Origin of the sequence: Flagellimonas sp., from assembly GCF_965233845.1 — a bacterium.
Taxonomy (GTDB): domain Bacteria; phylum Bacteroidota; class Bacteroidia; order Flavobacteriales; family Flavobacteriaceae; genus Flagellimonas.
In genome coordinates, this window is the sequence record NZ_OZ247584.1 from 3,267,048 (window position 1) to 3,287,143 (window position 20,096).

The 20,096-nt window shown below is 40.4% G+C and carries 7 protein-coding genes; 1 reads left to right on the forward strand and 6 read right to left on the reverse strand.

Annotated elements, in window-relative coordinates:
• Positions 1 to 234 precede the first annotated feature (234 nt).
• The 5 genes from ACO6S0_RS14605 to ACO6S0_RS14625 form a co-directional block, all read right to left on the reverse strand.
• The gene (locus ACO6S0_RS14605) at positions 235 to 1,551 is read right to left on the reverse strand and encodes a DUF3472 domain-containing protein (RefSeq protein ID WP_422349061.1); all 1,317 of its coding nucleotides are present in this window, start codon (positions 1,549 to 1,551) and stop codon (positions 235 to 237) included.
• Positions 1,552 to 1,570: 19 nt separating this feature from the next.
• On the reverse strand, positions 1,571 to 4,816 hold the full coding sequence (locus ACO6S0_RS14610; RefSeq protein WP_422349062.1) for a VCBS repeat-containing protein: 3,246 nt from the start codon (positions 4,814 to 4,816) through the stop codon (positions 1,571 to 1,573).
• 117 nt (positions 4,817 to 4,933) lie between these two features.
• Positions 4,934 to 6,595 (reverse strand): RagB/SusD family nutrient uptake outer membrane protein, encoded by a 1,662-nt coding sequence (locus ACO6S0_RS14615; RefSeq protein ID WP_422349063.1) that lies wholly within the window; start codon positions 6,593 to 6,595, stop codon positions 4,934 to 4,936.
• A gap of 18 nt (positions 6,596 to 6,613) precedes the next feature.
• Positions 6,614 to 9,562, reverse strand: coding sequence for a SusC/RagA family TonB-linked outer membrane protein (locus ACO6S0_RS14620; RefSeq protein ID WP_422349064.1), 2,949 nt, complete (start codon positions 9,560 to 9,562; stop codon positions 6,614 to 6,616).
• 29 nt (positions 9,563 to 9,591) lie between these two features.
• A complete protein-coding gene (locus ACO6S0_RS14625; protein WP_422349065.1) occupies positions 9,592 to 10,956 on the reverse strand; it encodes a Gfo/Idh/MocA family protein in 1,365 nt (454 codons plus the stop codon).
• Positions 10,957 to 11,422: 466 nt separating this feature from the next.
• On the opposite strand from ACO6S0_RS14625, the gene ACO6S0_RS14630 reads away from it, so the two are divergent.
• Entirely contained in the window at positions 11,423 to 15,496 is a 4,074-nt protein-coding gene (locus tag ACO6S0_RS14630) for an ATP-binding protein (protein ID WP_422349066.1), read from the forward strand.
• Between the two features lie 262 nt (positions 15,497 to 15,758).
• Here the strand turns inward: ACO6S0_RS14630 and ACO6S0_RS14635 are convergent, their stop codons facing one another.
• Entirely contained in the window at positions 15,759 to 19,835 is a 4,077-nt protein-coding gene (locus tag ACO6S0_RS14635; protein ID WP_422349067.1) for a BspA family leucine-rich repeat surface protein, read from the reverse strand.
• Between the last annotated feature and the right edge of the window lie 261 nt (positions 19,836 to 20,096).

Below are 20,096 nucleotides of genomic sequence, written 5' to 3' on the forward strand. Positions count from 1 at the left end.
TATGTAATCAATGTTAGCTATTAGATTGTAAGGGAAAGTATTTTATAATCGTCCTTTCCCATATTCAAACCTCGGAAATAGGCGCAACCTATTTTTTGGCATTTAGAGAGTAACCATAAAAAATAAGACCTCTGATTTTACCCAGAGGCCTTCTCACTAAAACTAACTCAAACAATATTAATCAACTAAACTTAAACTACTTAGTACTTTATTCGGTTTGAAAGCCTTGATAATTCAGGGCTTTTCCAGTTTTGAAAAATCAATGTTTGGAGCAATATTTGACTTGGTTCTGATAAATTCTGCACCGATCTGTGTGCTTTCATTAAAAAATCCGCAATTCATCAAGAAAAATGTTTCTCCTTCAGCACCTCCTGTATAATCCGCCCTGTGACCTTGTGATGCTGTTGCATCCGCAGTAAAGGTACCTTTGTCCATTTCGGTCCAAACGCCATCTGTGGTATATGCCCATTGATTACCGAACTTTACTTTACGAGAGACGTTGCCAGTGCTCGGCACAAAGTTTTCTAAGAAAGAATGAAGTCGCTCTAAATGTGTAGATGTTTGAGGCCTTCTTAAACTTGCTATCAATTGCCATTGCCCTATTTCGGGCGCATAAAAATAGGCGGTATAATCTGTTGAATTATTGACCGAGGGCTCTCCTTTCAATAAAAACTTATAAGTGGTTCCGGCTTTCCAATTGAAAATCTTGAAGCTTTGCTTTCCTGAACCTTCGTTTCCAAAATCCTGAACCGTGACATCACTACCATTTCCAAGGTTCAATACTTTGTAATCTTCCGGTATCTGATTGGGATCATCGGTATTGAATGCGCTCCATATTGAAAAAAGGATTCGGCGTTCAGACGCTGAGTTCACTTGCATGCCAAAGTAACCCTGCGCATGGCCATTGGCCATAAAAAAGGATCCTATTGCATCTTCCCCCTCAGGAACCGTTACTTCATTATAATACCACTGAACATCTTTTCCCTCAGGTTCTTTATAGCTCATATGTACCGATGGCCCCCTTCTTCCAAAATAAGAGTTTTCAGTTGGTACAAAAGTCACGGAACCTACAGCGGGGCCACCAATCAAAATGTCATTGATGTCCCCAATATAGGTTCCCATTTTTTCCAACCCTTGAACTTCGATATAATGATATCCTGAGGATGATATGTTGAACTTTCCTATTTCCACAATTTCATACTCCTTATTTGAAATTTCCACTTCTTTGGAATCATTTCCCACCGTCACCTTTATTTTGGAGGTGCCCTCGGGAGATTTAATTCTAAACCCTACATGCAATTCTCCTGATGAACTGGTTTTGAAATAGGTCCTGAGTACGTCGGTGAGACTGGTCCAATTGTGTATTCCCCCATCACTTACTACTGTCTCATCTTGCTGGGTACTATTTACGACCCAGCTATTTGCACCAGCAGGTATTGTTACCCTGAGATCAAGTTTATCTACAACTTCTTCTTTGGGGTCATCCACATCAGAGCCACATGCAAAAATTGCTATTGCTAGAAATATAAAAGGTATAAGATTGGTCTTCACTGTTCTTTTAAAGCTATTGTTATCTTTCTATTTTATATAATTGATGCCTACCGTTGTTATTGGCAACGAGTACCGCCTTACTTTGGCCTTGTTCCAATAAAACAATGTTCTTAACATCCCCATTGGCATAAAAACCTGTTTCCAGGTTTGCTTGATATTCAAAAGCATTGTCTTTAATTCCTTTTAAAAAAACTCCTGTGCCGGCATCGGCCCTTGTGGTCTCAACTTCAGAGGCATAGTTGTTTCCTGCCAGCAATAGATCTTTTACTGAATCATTATCAAAGTCATAAAAAATTATACTGTTAATGGGACTAAACTGTGCTTCAACAGTGAAAGGGACAAACTTGAAATGACCGTTGTTGTTCAAAAAATATCCTGACCTAAATTCAATTGCTTGTAAGTGTATGGCCGTACTTATTTCCTCACCAAATATTTCTTTTAAATCACTACTGGCAAATTCTTGATAGGTCTTTATCTTTTCCTTCAAAAAGGGCATTTGCTGTGACGTACAGTTTTTGCCCCTCACCGGAACCAATCTTTCTTGATAATGCTTTGCCAAAACAATATCTTCTATGCCGTTGTCATCAAAATCATTTGTATAAACATGAAATGGTTTTTCTGGAGATGCATGAAACTTGTAGTTGAGCCCTAAGTTTCCTGCAATGATGTCCAGATCGTTATCGTTGTCAATATCCTCCAAGACTAGCTTGTTCCACCATCCGGTTTGTTCTGAAAGGTGTTGGTATTTCTCTTTTTTAGATAGTGTTCCTTGTTCATTGACAAAAACCTCTATGCCCATCCACTCACCTGAAACAATAAGGTCTTGATCCCCATCACTATCAATATCTCCCCAAACGGCAGTGGTCAACATTCCTATTTCATTGATTTTGGGAGCAAGTTCCATGGTGGCATCTATGAAATTGCCCTTGTTGTTAACTAGCAGGGTACTACTGGGGGCGTAAGGGTATTTGCCGGGAATTACCCGACTACCTACAAATAAGTCCTCATCCCCGTCCTGGTCATAATCTGAGGCGATTACAATGCCCGCCGCCGTATTTAATTTTGGAAGCTTTGCCGATGCTCTTTTAAAATTGTTGGATCCATTGTTGATGTAAAGTCTGTCTTGTAATAAATCGGAACCTTCCTCAAACTCATAACTTCCACTTGCAACGTACAAGTCTTGGTCTCCATCTCCGTCTGCATCAAAGAAACATGCTGAGATATCTTCAAACTTTTTGTCCGCCATAAAATCATGAATAACAAGGGATTCATATTTTCCTTCGCTATTGGATATCAAGATTTTAGGGATATTATCATGAGCGGCACCAATAAAAATATCGTCGAACCCATCATTGTTCAGGTCTGTCTTGGCCGTTGCGGGCCCCAATTGGGAAAGTTTATGCGGTAAAAGTAGCTGAACATTAAAGTCGTTGAATTCGTTTTCGGAATGACTATGGTCAAAAGAAGCTTCTACAAACAGCAGCTCCTCATTCGTGTCGTTTCTGTCTTCTACAATCCTGCTATCGGCATAATCCAAATGTAACCATTGATTGGCCTTGACATTACTTATTTTTTGCTCTTTACCATCCAGCCAGATTACCTTCATGGAATCTATTTCGGTATTCTTACCCAATCCGAAGTGCAGTTTGTTTGAAGTGGAGGAGAGGTATCCTCTTGAATTGACAAGCTGTTTGGTGACAAGATTCTTTTTGCAATACAGTATTACCTTTGCTCCTACCCCAAACGGGTTTTTATCCGGTCCTTTAAAAGTTACTTGCAGATAGGAGCCTTTGTTCTGCTCTCTACTGTTATTTTTTAGAATGGTGGCATTCTCATCTAAATTGTTGGTGACAATTTCTAGATCACCATCATTGTCCAAGTCCACATATACGGCTCCATTGGAAAAGGTACTTTTCAAGTCGGCCCATTCATCGGTATTGTTGCTGAAGGTCAGATTTCCTTGGTTCTTGTATAGATAATTGGTCAATTTTTGTTGAGGCAGTTTCTGGGTAAAATTGTAAAAATCCTCTTCTTTGAGTTTGTTTCTGTTTTCGTTGATGTATTTGTTTATTTCATTATTGACATCCCTATCCACCACATCACGATAAATTCCGTTGGTGACATACAGATCGTCATATCCATCAAGATCAAAGTCTGCAAAAAGTGCAGACCAGCTCCAATCCGTTTTGGCTACTCCTGACAATTGTGCTATCTCACTAAAGTTCCCCTTGCCATTGTTCAACTGTAGTACGTTATGCATGTATTGGTAGTGGTGATCGTTGGCCACCATATTGTAAAACCTGTCAACGGACATCATCGACATGGTTGTTTTTGATCTTACATAATCCTCGGGGCTCATATCCAATACCAACATATCCTGTAATCCATCGTTGTTGATGTCCGCAATGTCAGCACCCATGCTGTAGTAGGATATGTGCTTGAAAAGCTCATTTCTTTTATCGGTAAACGTACCGTCGCCATTATTGATATAAGCGAAATCGGGCATTATAAAATCGTTGCTCACGTAAACATCCAGCAGCCCATCATTGTTAAGGTCGCCTACCTGGGCGTTAAGACCGAATCCGACCTCGGGTAAAATTCCAGCTTCTTTGGAAACATCCTTAAAATGGCCCTTTCCATTGTTCTGGTAAAGCTTGTCACTGCTTTTAAACGTTTCGGTCTCTTGGCTCTCCTGAACTCTTTTTAAATCCAGCACCTTTCCAGTATGTCCAATTCCAGATGGTGCGTTTGCAATATATACATCCAAATCCCCATCATTGTCATAGTCAAAAAAAGTTGAAGCGATGGATCGATTTGTTTCCGCCAAGCCAAATTCCTTCGCTTTTTCCGTAAAAGTGAGGTCACCGTTATTAATGTAGAGCATATTGGCCAATTTTTCATCACCATTGTACCATCCTGCCCTATTGATATAGATATCCAAAAAGCCATCATTGTTTACATCAGCCACGGATACACCGGTATCAAAACCAGGTCTTTTTACAATACCGGCCTTTAAAGTGATATCTTCAAACTTAAAGTCGCCCTTATTAAGAAAGAGTTTATTATGATAGATGTTGGAGGTAAAGAAAAGATCTTGTAGGCCATCGTTATTGAAGTCCGCCGCGGCCACACCTCCCCCTATATAAATATAGAGGTACTTGTAATAATGTAACCTTTCAGATTCCAATATCTTGTTTTCGAAGGTCACGCCCGAAATTTCGGCAGGCACTTCTGAAAATAGTTTATGCTGCGGTATATCGTTCACAGATTTGGAACACGACAGTACCAAAGAATAAACCACTAAATAATATGATAGTTTTTTTATCGACATCTGTTAAAATCCATTGGAGATGGTTTTACCCATCCCCAATGGCATTCATTGTTATTGTGGGTTTTGCTCCAAAGATGGCTGCAAAATAATTTGTTGCTCCGGTATGAATTCAACCACTCTTGGATGCGAGGGTGGAATTTCAAAAAACGGATTTGAATTGTTCAAATGCGTTCCTGGATACCTCCTGTTCATGGTCTGTTCATTTCTGTAGACGTCATACCTTCTATGGCCTTCAAAGGCAAGCTCCAACCTTCGCTCATCCAATACTACATCAAGAACGGTCTTGCCGGCAGGAAGGTTTGCCAAGGTATACTCTGGCACACCGGCCCTTTGTCTCAAGACATTGATGTTGTCCAATGCTGCTTGATCCGCGCCACCTTTTGCCAGAGATTCGGCCTTGTTCAGATACATTTCAGCCAATCTAGAAACTGTTGGTGACCACATGTGCAGATCATCTTCTTGTAAAGAAGCTTTAAGTATGAAAAACTTTGGATGACCATTTCTTTTTTCCATATCAAAGTCGAAAATCACATCTTGGCGTCCATTTGGGCCATTGAAAAAGTAAACCGTTTTGCCATCTACTACCTCCGATTGTAGAGTATAGTTGTTTCCATCATAATCAAAGGTAATTGTGCCGCCTGAATCCGTAGTCTGCGCAAACTGATAGACATAGCTTTCATCTACCCAATATACGGCGGGTATCCTATCGCCATTATCATCAGTCAAGTACTGCGGATCAATAAAAGATCTTCTTGCATCTCCATCATTCTGATCAATCAAATCTAAATATGACCTGGAAGCATACATTTCTCCCCAACCTGTGCCTTCAATCGAGGCATAAAATGAACCAATGGTAAACCAATCATCCCATTGTCCCAATAAGTCTGAAGCACTGCTCAAAGTCACCGCAAAAATTGCCTCACTGTTTTGGTCAGGTGTCAATCTGTTCATTTGCGAGAACTCGGAGGTGGGCAATAGTGAATAAACACCAGAGTTTATGACTTTGTCGGCAAACTCTTGAGCTTTGGAATTGTCTCCCATGTACAAATAAACTCTTGACAAAAGAGCTTGCGCCGCCTCTTTTGAGGCAAAAGAGGCTCCCTTGTTTTCTGTCATCAGGGATTCAGCTTTAAGAAGGTCACTGATTACTTGGTCGTAGACTTCCTGTACCGTATGTCTATCAGGCCTATCCTCTGTATCTGAGGTAAGCTTCAAAGGTATAGAAGGATTTGAGCCGCCTTGGTTGAAAGGTCTTCCGAAAACATTTCCCATTTGGAAAAATACCAAGCCCCTTAGATAATAGTTCTCTCCCAATAATTGGTCGCCTTCGGTGGACTCACCTTCCTCAATTTTCTCGATCATCAGGTTTGTTCCCACAACAATTTTATAGGAATTTCTCCAAAACCTATCTACCCTAGAGTTTGTGGCAATGGACTGATAGTTGTATAAAAAGAACAAATGGTCTGTAGTACCTCCACTCAAAGTAATGTTATCTCCAGCATATTCGGAAATTCTATGTAAGTCATCAACCCATCCATCATAACCCACATCTCCCTTTAATAAGGCATAATTTCCTATGGTGGCCGTCTCTATAGAACCGGGATCACTAAAAAGGTCATCTACGGCGATTTGGTCATAAGGATTTCGCTCAATATCACACGAGTGAAAAGTCAATGCCGTAATTGCTAAAATTGTATATATGATTCTTTTCATTATGTTGCAATTTAGTTTTTAGAATGTAACATTTAAGCCCAAAACATATCTTCTAGGTACTGGATAAGTAAGACTTACACTACCTGATAAACCTGGGTTCGCATCATCGGGATTACCACGAACAACAGGATCTACCCCCGTAAAATCAGTTATCGTAAATAGATTGTCTCCCGCTAGATAAATACTTGCGTTTCCTATGCCCAATTTGTTGACAATTTTCTGTGGTAAACTGTATGATAATGTAACATTGTTCAATCTTAAATAACTTCCGTCCTCCAAATATCTTGAGGAGCGTTTGTTGGAATTGTTGTTACCTCCTTCTATGGCCTGTGGGTGGGTGGCAACATCGCCTGGTGCTTCCCATCTAGACCAGCCATCGGCCAAAACCATTTGGTTGAAGGTGGAGTAAAACCCATCTGAATCGAACAGTTCCCTTGATGAGTTATAAAGTGTGCCTCCTTTTGAGAAACTGAAGTTGGAAGTCAACGACAGGTTTTTATACCTAAAGCTCGTATTGAATCCTCCTATATAATCAGGTGACGATGTCCCCAATGGCTGTAGAGTTGCCACGTTCCAATCGTTGGTTTCAGATTTCTCACCGGAATCTGGGTCTACCACCTCCCAAAGTGGCTGTCCATTATCGGGATCAACACCCAACCATTTTCTGATGTACCATGTGTTGGCATCTTCGCCAATCTTAAAGATTTTTCCACCAACCGGAATCTCTTCTTGTTCATCAAAAAGTTCAGTTATTTCGTTTCGGTTGATTCCAATGTTGAACCCAACATTTAGGCCAAAATCTGGTTTTGATATGATGTCGGCGGATATAGCTGCCTCAAAGCCTTTGTTCGTCAATCCTCCAACATTTTCCCAAAATCCTTGGAATCCAGTAAGATCAGGCAAACTAACAAAGTACAATAGGTCTGAAGTATCCTTATTGTAATATTCAAGTGTTAGGCTTATAGCATTCAAAACTCGAGTGTCCAAAGCAAAATTGGCCTCATAAGATTTTTCCCATCGCAGGTCAGGATTTCCAAACTGATTTAAAATAGCGCCGGGAGTTCCTATGTATTGTGTGTTCACTCTATACGTTCCTTGGTACGGATAAAGAGAAGATGGTCTGTTCCCTACTGAGCCATAACTGGCTCTAAGCTTTAACTCGTTAAAAAAATCGCTGGTAAAAAAATCCTCTTTATGGATATTCCAGCCCAGACCCAAAGAAAAGAAATTACCATATTGATTATCCAGTCCAAAATTGGATGCACCGTCCCTCCTGATGGACCCTTTGGCAAAGTATTTGCCCTGGTAGTCATAATCTGCGGCGAGGAAATAGGACTGTAATGCATAGTCATTCTTAAACCCACTCACTTCACCTGATTCACTTGCAGCATTCAATATTTCGCCACCTGCTATAATCCCGTTTCCAGATGCTCCGAAATCTTCATACTCATAGTCATTGTATTCATATCCGGCCAAAACGTTTACGGTATGGTCATCGTTGAAAACATTGTTGTACTTCAACATTTGGGTAGTGAGCCTTGTACGCCTATTGGCTGTAAAATTACGGATGCTGCCTCCGTTGGCCAGACCGGAATTGGATCGGGGGTCAGTATAAGTTTGGGATTTTGATCTAAATAAAGTGAAATTGTTGGTTGAATGAAACGATAGATTAGGAACTATCTGGTATTCAAAGTCAAAATTTCCACTTAGGTTAAAAACATTTCTGGTTGAATAGTTCCACTGTTGATCAAAGAAATAGTTTCGCTGATCTCTTCCCAACCAGTCTTGGGAGTCTTGTGCGTTTACAGGGCTTCCTTCACTATCAAATGGAACATCCCAAGGCAAGTTCAAGTAAAGTTCGTACAACGGTGCCTCCGCAATCCTATCCCTATTGTCAAAACTAAAGGACAATTTGGGCTTGATGGTCAACTTTTCTGAAATCTTATAATCCAAATTGGTTCGGAAAGTATACCTATCCAAGTCATTGCCTTTAACCGTACCTTCTTCGCTGTAGTAACCCATGTTCAAGAACAGGTTCAGGGATTCTGTTGCAGAAGTAAAGGAAACGTTTGCATCCCTTACCAAGGCATCCTTTGTGCCCCCTTCAATCCAATCAGTATCTCGCTCCAAAAGTTCAGATCCAAACCAAGGCTGGGAATTAGCAAATTGCGTATGATAATCAAACAATTGTTGCGAATTCATTACCTCAAATTTGCCGCTGTTGAATTGGTTAACCGCCAATTTGGTACTTACCTGTACCTGCGGTTTAGAACCAATTTTAGCCCGCTTTGTGGTGACGACGATTACTCCGTTTGCTCCCCTTGACCCATACAATGCGGTTGCTGAGGCATCTTTTAAAACCGATATATTGGAAACATCATTAGGATTCAATACGGGAACACCGTGCTGAATAACTCCATCAATAACCCATAATGGGGTGATACTACCATTCAATGAAGCTACCCCTCGAATTAATATGTTGGGTGTTGATCCTGGAGATCCGCTAGAAGCGGCTACCTGAACCCCTGCGGCCTTACCTTGTAACATAGATGATACTTCGGGTGTGGTGAGATCAGTTAGTTCCTCCGCATCCACACTCACCAAGGAAGAAGTAACGGTCTCTTTCTTTTGCGTTCCATAGGCGACCACGACCACTTCATCCAATTGGCTAACATCTTCTTGTAGTATAATGTTCAGATCTGTTTGGGTTCCAACTGGAACCTCTAATGTCACGTATCCGATAGATGAAACAACCAGAATATCTTGGTCAGAAACATTGCTAATAGAAAATCTTCCATCAAAATCCGTAACAGTTCCATTTGTGGTGTTTTTTACAACAATGTTTGCCCCTACAACCGGAGTTTCCGAATTATCGGTAACAACACCAGATATTGATTTCCCTTGAGCCCACGCAATAATGGAAAAGAAATATAAAGGGATTAATAAAATAAATGTTCGTTTTCTCATAAAGTAATTAGTTATTTAGTTAGTAATTGTTAAAACTTGTCCTTCATCCAATTGTAAGGTTTGCGTTTGATCCACATACCCCTGGTGAAATCTGGAAAATCTTGAGGTTCACCATTGTTTTCAATTGAAAGTTCTGAAAGTGGGGTAACGGCACTCCAGGCTGCAGCATCATAGGCATCCATTGGTGGAGCAATATTCTGTTTTGCAGATTCCACAAAGGCATTCATTACAAAAAAATCCATTCCGCCATGGCCAGATCCAGCCGCATATTCTCCATGTTTTTTCCAGAGCGGATGGTCATACTTTTCTAGCCAAGAATCCATTTCTTCCCAACCATGGCCTTTACTCACACCTTCAACAAAAATTCTCTTGGTATGGTAATCAAATTCAGTTATACCTTGTGATCCTTGTACTTGAAATCCCAAGGAATATGGCCTTGGCGAATTGACATCGTGTGTTACTATTATAGACTCTCCATTCGCTGTTTCGATCGTTGAAGTGATAACATCCCCTTGTTTCCATTTTAATTTGGCATTGGGATGATTTGCTCCTCCATTCTCTACTATATATTTATGTAAACCGACAGCTTTGGAAGCATGTGAGGTAAGGGACAGAAATCGATTGCCATAATTTATATCCGCCATTATCGCCATTGGGCCCAAACCATGTGTAGGATATACATCTGCATTTCTCAACAAGGAATGTTGTGTCCTCCATTTGGATTCAGATATTCCCTTATCTCCAAACTCAACACCTTTACCATAAGCAGATTTGCCGTCATTTAACTTAACAAACCTGAGATCATGTTTGTATCCACAGGTAAAGTGCAACAACTCACCAAAGACATTTTGCTTTACCATGTTCAGGACAGCCAAAACATCCCTCCTGTAGCAAACATTCTCCAAAATCATCAGGTGACTGCCCGTCTCCTCATGGGTATTCACCAAATCCCAACATTCCTCAAGTGTGTTTGCCGCCGAAACCTCCAGCCCCGTATATTTTCCAGCCCTCATGGCCGCCACTGCCATTCTGGTGTGCCATAGCCAGGGTGTGGAAATAATCACGGCATCTACCTCCTCCAAGTCAAGTAAGTTCCTATAGTCATTACTGTCTTTATCAAAAACTCTGGGTTTTTTAAACCCTGCATTTTGAATATGCTCCAACGCTATTCCAATACGCTCAGGATCTATATCACAAATGGCCCTTATCTCCACATCTTTTCGCTGAAGCGCATTATTGAGGTGGTTGGTACCCCTAAGCCCAACTCCAATAAAGCCCAGCCCCAGTTTGTTGTCTGAATTTTTTCTTTCCGTGGCGAAAGTGATGTTCGGCATCATTGAAATTCCGGCTGATGCCATGGCCGTAGTTTTGACAAAACTTCTTCTAGAACTCATCCAATTTGATTTAGGTTCCAAATTTGGAGGTTTCGCATCACAAAGTTCCTACACTTTTCAACCAAAAAAGAGGGACAAATCTTTCTCTAAGCCCTAACTGTCAAATATTTGCACCTTTGTGACAAATTTATCATAGCAACCATTGGAAAGCGGGCGAATCAAAGGCTATATCTATTGGCCTCCCTCAATGAAACCTATACCATGCCCTAGTACATCCTTAACAATCAAGACTATAGAAGGTGTTTGCAGCATTAATCTTTCTTTTCTCGAGAAAGCCCCAGACAGAATGATAAGACCAAGGGATTGGTTCAGCATAAGTTTCTGCCATACACAAGGGATCACAATTCTGACTAAATATTCCACCTTTTTAATTGAAATACACCATTGCCTTTGCCGTGGAAATAACAAAATTTGCTATTTATTAGATATCTTGTCCTGACAAATGAAATCTAGTTTTTCACTATCGTTGAAAAGAAAATGTGGTATTCTTCTCTTTGCCATTCTACTAGGGGGAGGAACAGAAGTTATTGGGCAAGATGGAGGAAGCTTCAAATCACTGGTGCCTACACACAATAACAAACCATTATTTGTGACCAGCATAGCCCAAGATTCCCTTGGCAATATATGGATGTCATCTTCATTAGGAGTTCTGATTTACAATGGCTATAGCTATTCCGTGATCAAAAGAAAGAGCATTTTCCCCCAGATGGGCCAAGATGATAGAATTAGAAGTATTTCAAGTGATGAATCCAAAAACATTTGGATCACTACCTCAGGCGGTCTTTTATCCAAATACAATGCCGGCCTTGGTCAGTTTGAGGGTTTTAAGCCTAAACTTGGGGAATCTGTTTGGGAGGTTAAACCCAATGGAAAGCAGGTTTGGATAGCAACCAAAAATGGGACGCTCTACAAATACCACAACAAAGTACTTGATAGCATCACCACAATTCCTAACATCAATATGGCCGACAATATGGTCAATGACTTGGAGTTCGATAAAAATGACAATGTCTATGTAGGGACCACAAAAGGAAAAATCCATAAGTATTCAATCCAATCTGGAAGACAAACGGAAATCATTGGCCCCTTTACAGATTATCCAGGAGGGATCGTGCTGGAAGTGGACAGAAAAAATAGATTATGGATTGGAACAGAGGCCAATGGACTGCATGTATACGATATTGCCAAACAACGGATCATATCAGAAAGTTTTTTTACGGGGGACATCAACGATATCACCTCATCCCTCTTCCTCAATTTATTTTTGGACAGTAATGACAATATTTGGGGCGGAACAGATGGTAGTGGGCTTTATAAGGTTGATTCCGAAACCGGAGTGGTGAGAGTTTTCAAAAAGAGGTACTTTACGGCCTCATCCATTGAAAGTAATACCATATTGGACATTAATGAGGACGACCATAAAAATATTTGGGCAGTTACCAAATACGGCACCCTCAACGTACTTCCCATTGCCAACGACAAGATAAGATATCACCCGGGTTCTGAAAACAATATTCCAATGCGGGTATTGTGCATGTTAAAAACCAGCGACGAAACACTTTGGATAGGCACTGATGGAATGGGGCTCACCAAAATAGCTGCTGATGGAACAAAGGAACAGTTCTTCAATGGCCCCAATAATAGTTTTTACGTACACTCCATTGTTGCAGACGAAAAATCCAACCTTTGGCTGGGCACCTACAGGAACGGGCTATGGCACCATGATCTTACCTCAAGCACCTTTAAGCGTGTAGAGGTAGAAAACAGCAAGGGACAGACTGCAAGCGATATTAGAGTATTGTATAGAGATTCCAAAAAGCGATTATGGGTAGGTTCAAATGTATCACTCAATATTTATACTTCGGACCACAGACTTTTGGCATCTTTTGGGAACAATGAAAACGGCCTATCAGGAACGATTGTGGAAAGTATACTTGAAGATAAAAATGGCGTGGTATGGTTAGGGCAATCTGGAGGAGGTCTATTTAAATTTCAAGAGAACAAGGAAAAGCTGAGTCTCTCCTCTTTTAAAAATTTCAAGACAGGCCCAGACGATATTATTCCAAGGGTATTCTCTCTTTCCAACCTTTCAGATTCGACCCTTTTAATGATAAATGAAAAACGGGAATTACTGGCTTTCAATACAGAAACCGAAAAGTATTGCAACTTTGAACATTTTGGCACCATCAAAGACTTAAGTTTTAGCGCCGTTACCAGCGTTGACCAAGACAACATCTGGGCAAGTACCTACAACTCCATCTTACATCTAGACCTTAAGGGACAGACAACGGAGATGTACTATTCATCAGACGGATTGCCTGATGGGAGCTTTATGACCAGCAGTGTGCACAATGGAAAAGACGGTCAACTGTACTTTGGCAGCACAACAGGGGTCACCTATTTCTATCCGCATGAACTTATCAAAAAACCTTCCAACCCAAAGTTGGTGGTTTATGACATCCAAGTGTTGAACAAGCCTGCCAAAGATCTCTTACCAAATCAAATCAAGTCCGAGGTCTTTAATCTCAGTAATTTGAAACTTGACTACAACCAATCTTCTTTTTCTGTTCGATTTTCTGCAATCGATAACATCTTGAATCCCAACTATTTTTACACCTATAAATTGGTAGGTTTTGACAGTGAATGGAAAAAGACCTATACAGAAGGATTGGCCACATACACTAATGTACCTCCGGGAAAATACACACTGGAGATACGTGTTCATGAAATGAATGATTTGTCCAAGAACTTTGGAAAAACCATTGCCATTTCAATTGCCCAACCTTTTTGGAACAAACCATTGGCCCATGTAATCTACATTACCCTTTTTGTGCTGCTAGCCTTTGGCTGTGTTAAATGGTACCGACTTCGAAAAAAATTGTTGATTCATAGAATCATACGGGCCAAGGAGCAAGATTTGCACAACACCAAGATGGATTTTTTCACTAAAATGTCACACGAGATCCAAACTCCAATAACACTTATCCTTGGGCCTATAGAAGATATGCTAAAACGGGCGGAGCTCAATGGCAACATGCTTTTAAAAGAAAGGTTAAATATAATTTCCAACAATGCCAAAAGGCTAAGCAGAATTGCACGCGAGCTAACTCTTTTAAGGAACAAGGAGACCAATAAATTAAGTTTGCTAGTTAGTAAAAACAATTTGCATTCCGACATCAACCACATCTGCATGTCGTTCAAGGAAATTGCCCGGAATAAGCAAATTGATTTTTCCATTAGTTGCCCAAAAAATCTAAACAACGCTTGGTATGACAAAGAGAAAATAGAACATATTCTCTACAACCTATTATCCAATGCATTTAAGTATACTCCTACGGAGGGAAATGTGCAACTTTCCGTATCCCCAATCAGCAAAAAAAGCTATATAAAGATTTCCGTCTCCGATTCAGGGCAGGGAATTCAGAAAAATGAACTCGACAAAATCTTTAAGCTCTTTTACAGATCGGATTCCAATAAAAAAGCACGTGGAACTGGAATAGGGTTGGCACTTACCAAAGAACTGGTCACCTTACACAGAGGAAAAATCAAGGTGAATAGTGTTGCCAATGAGGGTACCACCTTTACGGTAAAAATCCCAATCCTGGAAGAGTTCTATGTCGACCAGGAAAAAATGGCACTGGAAGATGAAGGCATTGCGCCGAAATTTCAAAAACAACCTCAGCAGCCAAAAAATGGGCCAGTAAACCACAAGGAGAAGAGTATTTTAATTGTGGAAGACAATTTTGAGCTCCAACAGTTTTTAAAGAACCTACTATCGACCCAGTATAACATATTATTGGCGGACAATGGGGAAGAGGGGTTTTACCTTGCAAAAAACAATATTCCAGATCTAATCATCAGTGATATTATGATGCCGCGGATGGATGGAATCCAAATGTGCAGTGAACTCAATAAAAATAACCTGACAAAGCATATCCCCATAGTTTTGTTGACAGCCAAGAATTCCACAAAGGCAAAAATAGAAGGACTCAAAACCGGGGCTGTAGAATTCATCAACAAACCGTTCAACACCAATGAACTAATTCTAAAGGTCAACAACCTTCTATTGTCCAAAGAACATATTATCTCAAAATATCGGAAAGAACTCATTAATCGACCCCAGGTTGCTGAAAATAGGTCGCAGGACGAAATCTTTTTGGCAAGTTTCGTAGATAAAATCAACCATAACATGGACGACCCAGATTTTAAAATTCAACAGTTGGCGGAGTCCCTAAACATGAGCTATTCAAGTTTGTATAGAAAATGTTTGAACATAACTGGATTGACAGTTATTGATTTTATCAGGAGAATACGACTAAATAAAGCAGCCATTCTTTTAACCAAGTTTGGATATCCCATTTCGGAGGTAGCTCATTTGGTAGGTTTTAATGATCCAAAGTATTTTTCCAAGAGTTTTAAAAACCAATTTGGAAAAACACCAAAAGAATTCAAGAAAGCCTCAGATTTGGCGGATGACTTGGAGTCCTATCTTTCAGAGCATAAAATAAACAATATTAGTCTTGAAAGAACTACATACTAGACGGTTCATTCTGTAAAACCGTACACTTTTTTGGATAAAATTGACGGAAAAAGACCGGGTTTTGGATCCCGTTGGGGAGCTCATAACCCGAAGGTCACAGGTTCGAGTCCTGTTCCCGCTACTAGAAAAGTCATGATCTATTGAAGGTTGTAACTTTTTTTATGGGCTAGAAACGGACAGGAGAAGCGTACAGATTTCTCCAAAAGAAAAGTCCTTCAATCTATCTATGATCGAAGGACTTCTACCTTAAGTTGGTATTGGATTAATTTCCAATGACCATTTGCTTACGAAATTGCTTCCCCTTGGTATCTTCCATTAGAATAAAGTAAGTACCAGTTGGTAGTTCATTCACATCCATTGAATAATTCACTTTCGCTTTTTGATCCGCTACCCTATGAACTTTAACTAGGCGACCTGTCATATCAAACACCTTAATGTCTATTAGTTCAACAGCCTCATCAAAAGTGGTGGTTACCTGGGTTGTTGCCGGATTCGGATATAATTTAATCTCAAAAGGACTTCTACTTTTAAGGGTAATACTTTCCGTATTATCACCAATCCGCGCAGTTAAATTTGTTGAAAAACCAGATACTGCTATATTATCGATAAAGTAATTTTCAGGGGAACCACTGACTTTTGACTCAACAATAATCTGAATGGTATTGCCCGAAAGATTTTCTGCTGTGAAGGCTTGTGGGTCTATATCGTCTGAAACCGAACCAAACATTACTGGTGAACCACCATCCAATACATAATAGGCCCGAAGATAGTCCGCCCGCTCTTTCTTCTGGTCCGAATCGTCAACGTCCATGGAAATTGATACTGCACCACTTATTGAAATCACTTCAGAAGTCCAGGTGCCTGGGCCAGAACTCGAACCATTTGTGCGGAACCTGCCATTTAAGACTTCGAATACCCCATTATCGCGTGTGGAGTTCCAAGCCGTTAAGCCATTGTCCACCGTTGCACCATTTACAAGGTCCTCGAAATCCTCTAGCCATATGGTTCCGCCTGAAGGAATGGTGCTATAAGTGGCGGTAATCTCGGCATTAGCGGAGGGCATTGTCAAAGTAGTAGTTGCACTGTTGATATCAGAGACAGCCTCAACGTCCCCGGTCCATGCCTCGAACTGCTGGCCCGAAGGAGCAGCATCCGCCACAATGTTGACTACCTCACCTGCTTCATAGTTACCATCACCACTTCCATTGTTGACAGTTAGCATATAGGGAGTAGCGCCTGCAGATGCTTTTCTTACCGCAATATTGTCGATATAATAATTTTCTGGGTTGCCACTGACCTCAGATTCTATAATAATCTGCAGGGTATTGCCCGCAAGATTGTCTGCGGTGAAGGTCTGTGGATCTATGTCGTCAGAAACAAACCCAAACTCCACAGGGGTCCCACCGTCCAAAATGTAGAGGGCTCGTACGTAATCTGCTCGCTCTTTCTTTTGATCAGAATCGTCGACATCCAATGAGACCGACACAATGCCACTAATCGATATAATCTCAGAAGTCCAGGTACCTGGGCCTGAACCTGCATTGTTGATCCGAAACCTTCCATCCCAAGCCTCAAACACTCCTCCATCACGTACAGCGCTCCAGGCTGTGGAACCATTGTCCACGGTTGTGCCACGGGCAAGGTCATTGAAATCCTCAATCCATAGGGGTGCACCTACTACCATTACTTGTGCATCACAGCTAGCGGTATTCCCATTTTCATGAGTCACTGTTAGGGTAACCGTATTGGGACCAATATTCTCATAGGTAAAACTGGAAGTGTTAACAGATACACTCTCAATACCGCAATAAGTAGTGGATCCATTGTCAATATCGGCAGCCGTTATCGTGGCAATCCCTTCATCATTAAGAACTACAGTAATGTCACGGCAAAGCGCAATTGGGAATTCCGTTTCTGCGCTACCACCATCATTGATAATCCATCCATAGGTATCTATGATACTTTGGCGGGCTTCTTTTGCTTCACAATACTGGTTTTGGGGAGCGTCCAATTGAACACCATTTTGTAAAGAAGGCAATTGGCTCCAGCCTATTAGAATTTGGTCATAATTGTCATCCTTGAGACCAGACCTAAAAAACATATTGATCATCTGAGTTACGCTTTCAACATTCCAACTTCCTAAATTTTGGTTAAAGGAGGTTGCATTACCAAACATAAGAAGCATTCTGCTACAATTTCGTACATCCCAGTTACCAATATTTTGATTAAAGGAGGTTGCATAAAAAAACATAAGAGACATATCCGTAACCTTAGTGACATCCCAACTGCTTAAATCTTGATTAAATGCAAATGCATCTTCGAACATACTGCCCATATTGGTTACGTTAGATACGTTCCAATTCCCAATTGGCTGATTAAATGAGCTTGCTTCACCAAACATTGCAGCCATGCTGCTGCAATTCCCTACATTCCAATCACTAATATTTTGATTAAAATGGTGATTTCTAAAAAACATGCTCGTCATATTGGTAACGCTACTTACATCCCAATTACCAATGGGTTGGTTGAAAGAACTATTGGAAAATGCTCCGTCCATTCTTGTTACATTTTCAACATTCCAAGTATTAAAAGAAGGGTTTCCAATCAAAGTAAAACATCCATTAAACATCGATCCAAGATGGGATGTTTGGGAAAGATCTGGAGCGTCAATAGCCAAAACATCCAATTTTATACAATTTATAAAAGCTTGTTCCATTGATTTCCATTCAAGGTCACCCCATTGATTTACCTCAATTATTTTTTCTTTATCCGTAGAAGTTTGAAAAAATATTCTAGGAAACTGCCCTGTGATTGAAACCGTATAGATACCAGGCACGGCATATGTATGTGTAATATTACCTGTGACATTGGTGTCTGAAGTGCCATCGCCCCAATCCACCGTATAATTATAGGTCTCGGCCGCAAAAGTCGGTATAGTAATTTGGTTGTCATCGGACATTCCAACATTGTCCGTTTTCCATGTGGTAACAAAGGGTCTTTGACAATCAGTTGCTTTACCACCATCATTTATAGTCCAGCCATAGGTGTCAATTATATTTTGACGAGCCTCCTCGGCCAAGCAATATTGTTTGCTTGGAGCATCTAGCACCACATTCCTTTGCATATTTGGGAGCGTTGACCAGTCAAGCAAAGTCTTGTCATAATTTTCATTGGCAAGCGAGGAGTTCTCTAACATCCTGGTCATTTTTGCGACCTTACCTACATCCCAATCGCCCAGGCTCTGATTGAACTCAAGTGTAAAAACAAACATAAACTCCATGTTTTCCACATTTGAAACATCCCATGAGCTTATATCTTGATTGAATTTTCTAGAGTTCCCAAACATAAAACCCATGTCTTTCACACTGGAAACGTCCCAATCTGAAATATCTTGATTAAAAACACCATTCTGGAACATTGCTCTCATAGACTCAACCTTTGATGTATTCCAATTACTGATATCTTGGTCGAAAGCCATGTTACCGCTGAACATAAAGGCCATATTTGTTACGTTTGAAACATTCCACCCACCTATATCTTGGTTAAAAGCAGATGATTCAAACATTTGATACATACTAGTAACCCCACTAACATCCCAATTAGAGAGATCAAAATTGAACTTGGAAGTGCCGCTAAGAAAACCATCCATCTCAGTAATATTACCAATATTCCAACGGCTGATATCTTGATTGAACTTTGATGCCCCTGAAAACATGTTAATTACAGTTCTAGCGCTGCTCAAATCCCAATCGGATACATTGGCATTAAATTCAGAACATTCAGAAAATGTCTGAGTGAAATCTTCTATAGTGCTGACATCCCAGATATTAAAGGTATCATTACCCACTAAAGAACTACAGTTGGAAAATGTTGAAAATAGTGATGTAACATTTGAAAGGTCTGGAGCATCATTGGCAAACACGTCCAGGTTTGAACAACCCGCAAATGCGGCTAACATGGTTTGCCATTCAATATCTCCCCATTGGTTTATTTCAACAAGTTTGGCAGCATCACTATTTGCCTCATTACCAGGGTAACTATTAAATATCATGCCAGGAAAAGTACCTGAAATGGAAACAGTGTATGTGTCAGGAGCATCGTAAGTATGGGATATGTTTCCCGTTACGTTAGTATCCACATCGCCATCTCCCCAATCAATAGCATAGTCATATAGAAAGCCAGGTCTTGTAGGTATAGATATCGTATTATCGTCGGAAACACCAAGGTTATCCGTTTTCCAAGTGGTGATAAAGGGTCGTGGAGTCCCACCTGTTTGCGCAGTTATTGTATTACCTGCTACTAGTATAAAAAATAAAGAGAGTAAAGTAATTTTTTTCAATTGTTAAATAATTTCAGGGGTTAATGATTAGGAAAATATCGGTTTAGGCAAAAACCAAGCAATCCAAGTTGGTTTTGGATAACTAGACCTTTGGAATTAGTACATGTGACTGAAACTCTTTTGCAAGATGTTTTTGGTGCAAAAGGGGTGAAAAAATTCTTATGCATAGACCAAAAAAAGTCTATGAAAAAAGAAACGATCTGGGACGGTTTCATTTTTGTTAACTGGTCGCTTATTCGTAATTGATGACCTAGCTAAGCA

Excerpts from the sequence above, each read along its gene's own strand:
- ACO6S0_RS14615 (WP_422349063.1), bottom strand. The coding sequence starts at position 6,595 with ATGAAAAGAATCATATATACAATTTTAGCAATTACGGCATTGACTTTT.
- ACO6S0_RS14620 (WP_422349064.1), bottom strand. The coding sequence starts at position 9,562 with ATGAGAAAACGAACATTTATTTTATTAATCCCTTTATATTTCTTTTCC.
- ACO6S0_RS14625 (WP_422349065.1), bottom strand. The coding sequence starts at position 10,956 with ATGAGTTCTAGAAGAAGTTTTGTCAAAACTACGGCCATGGCATCAGCC.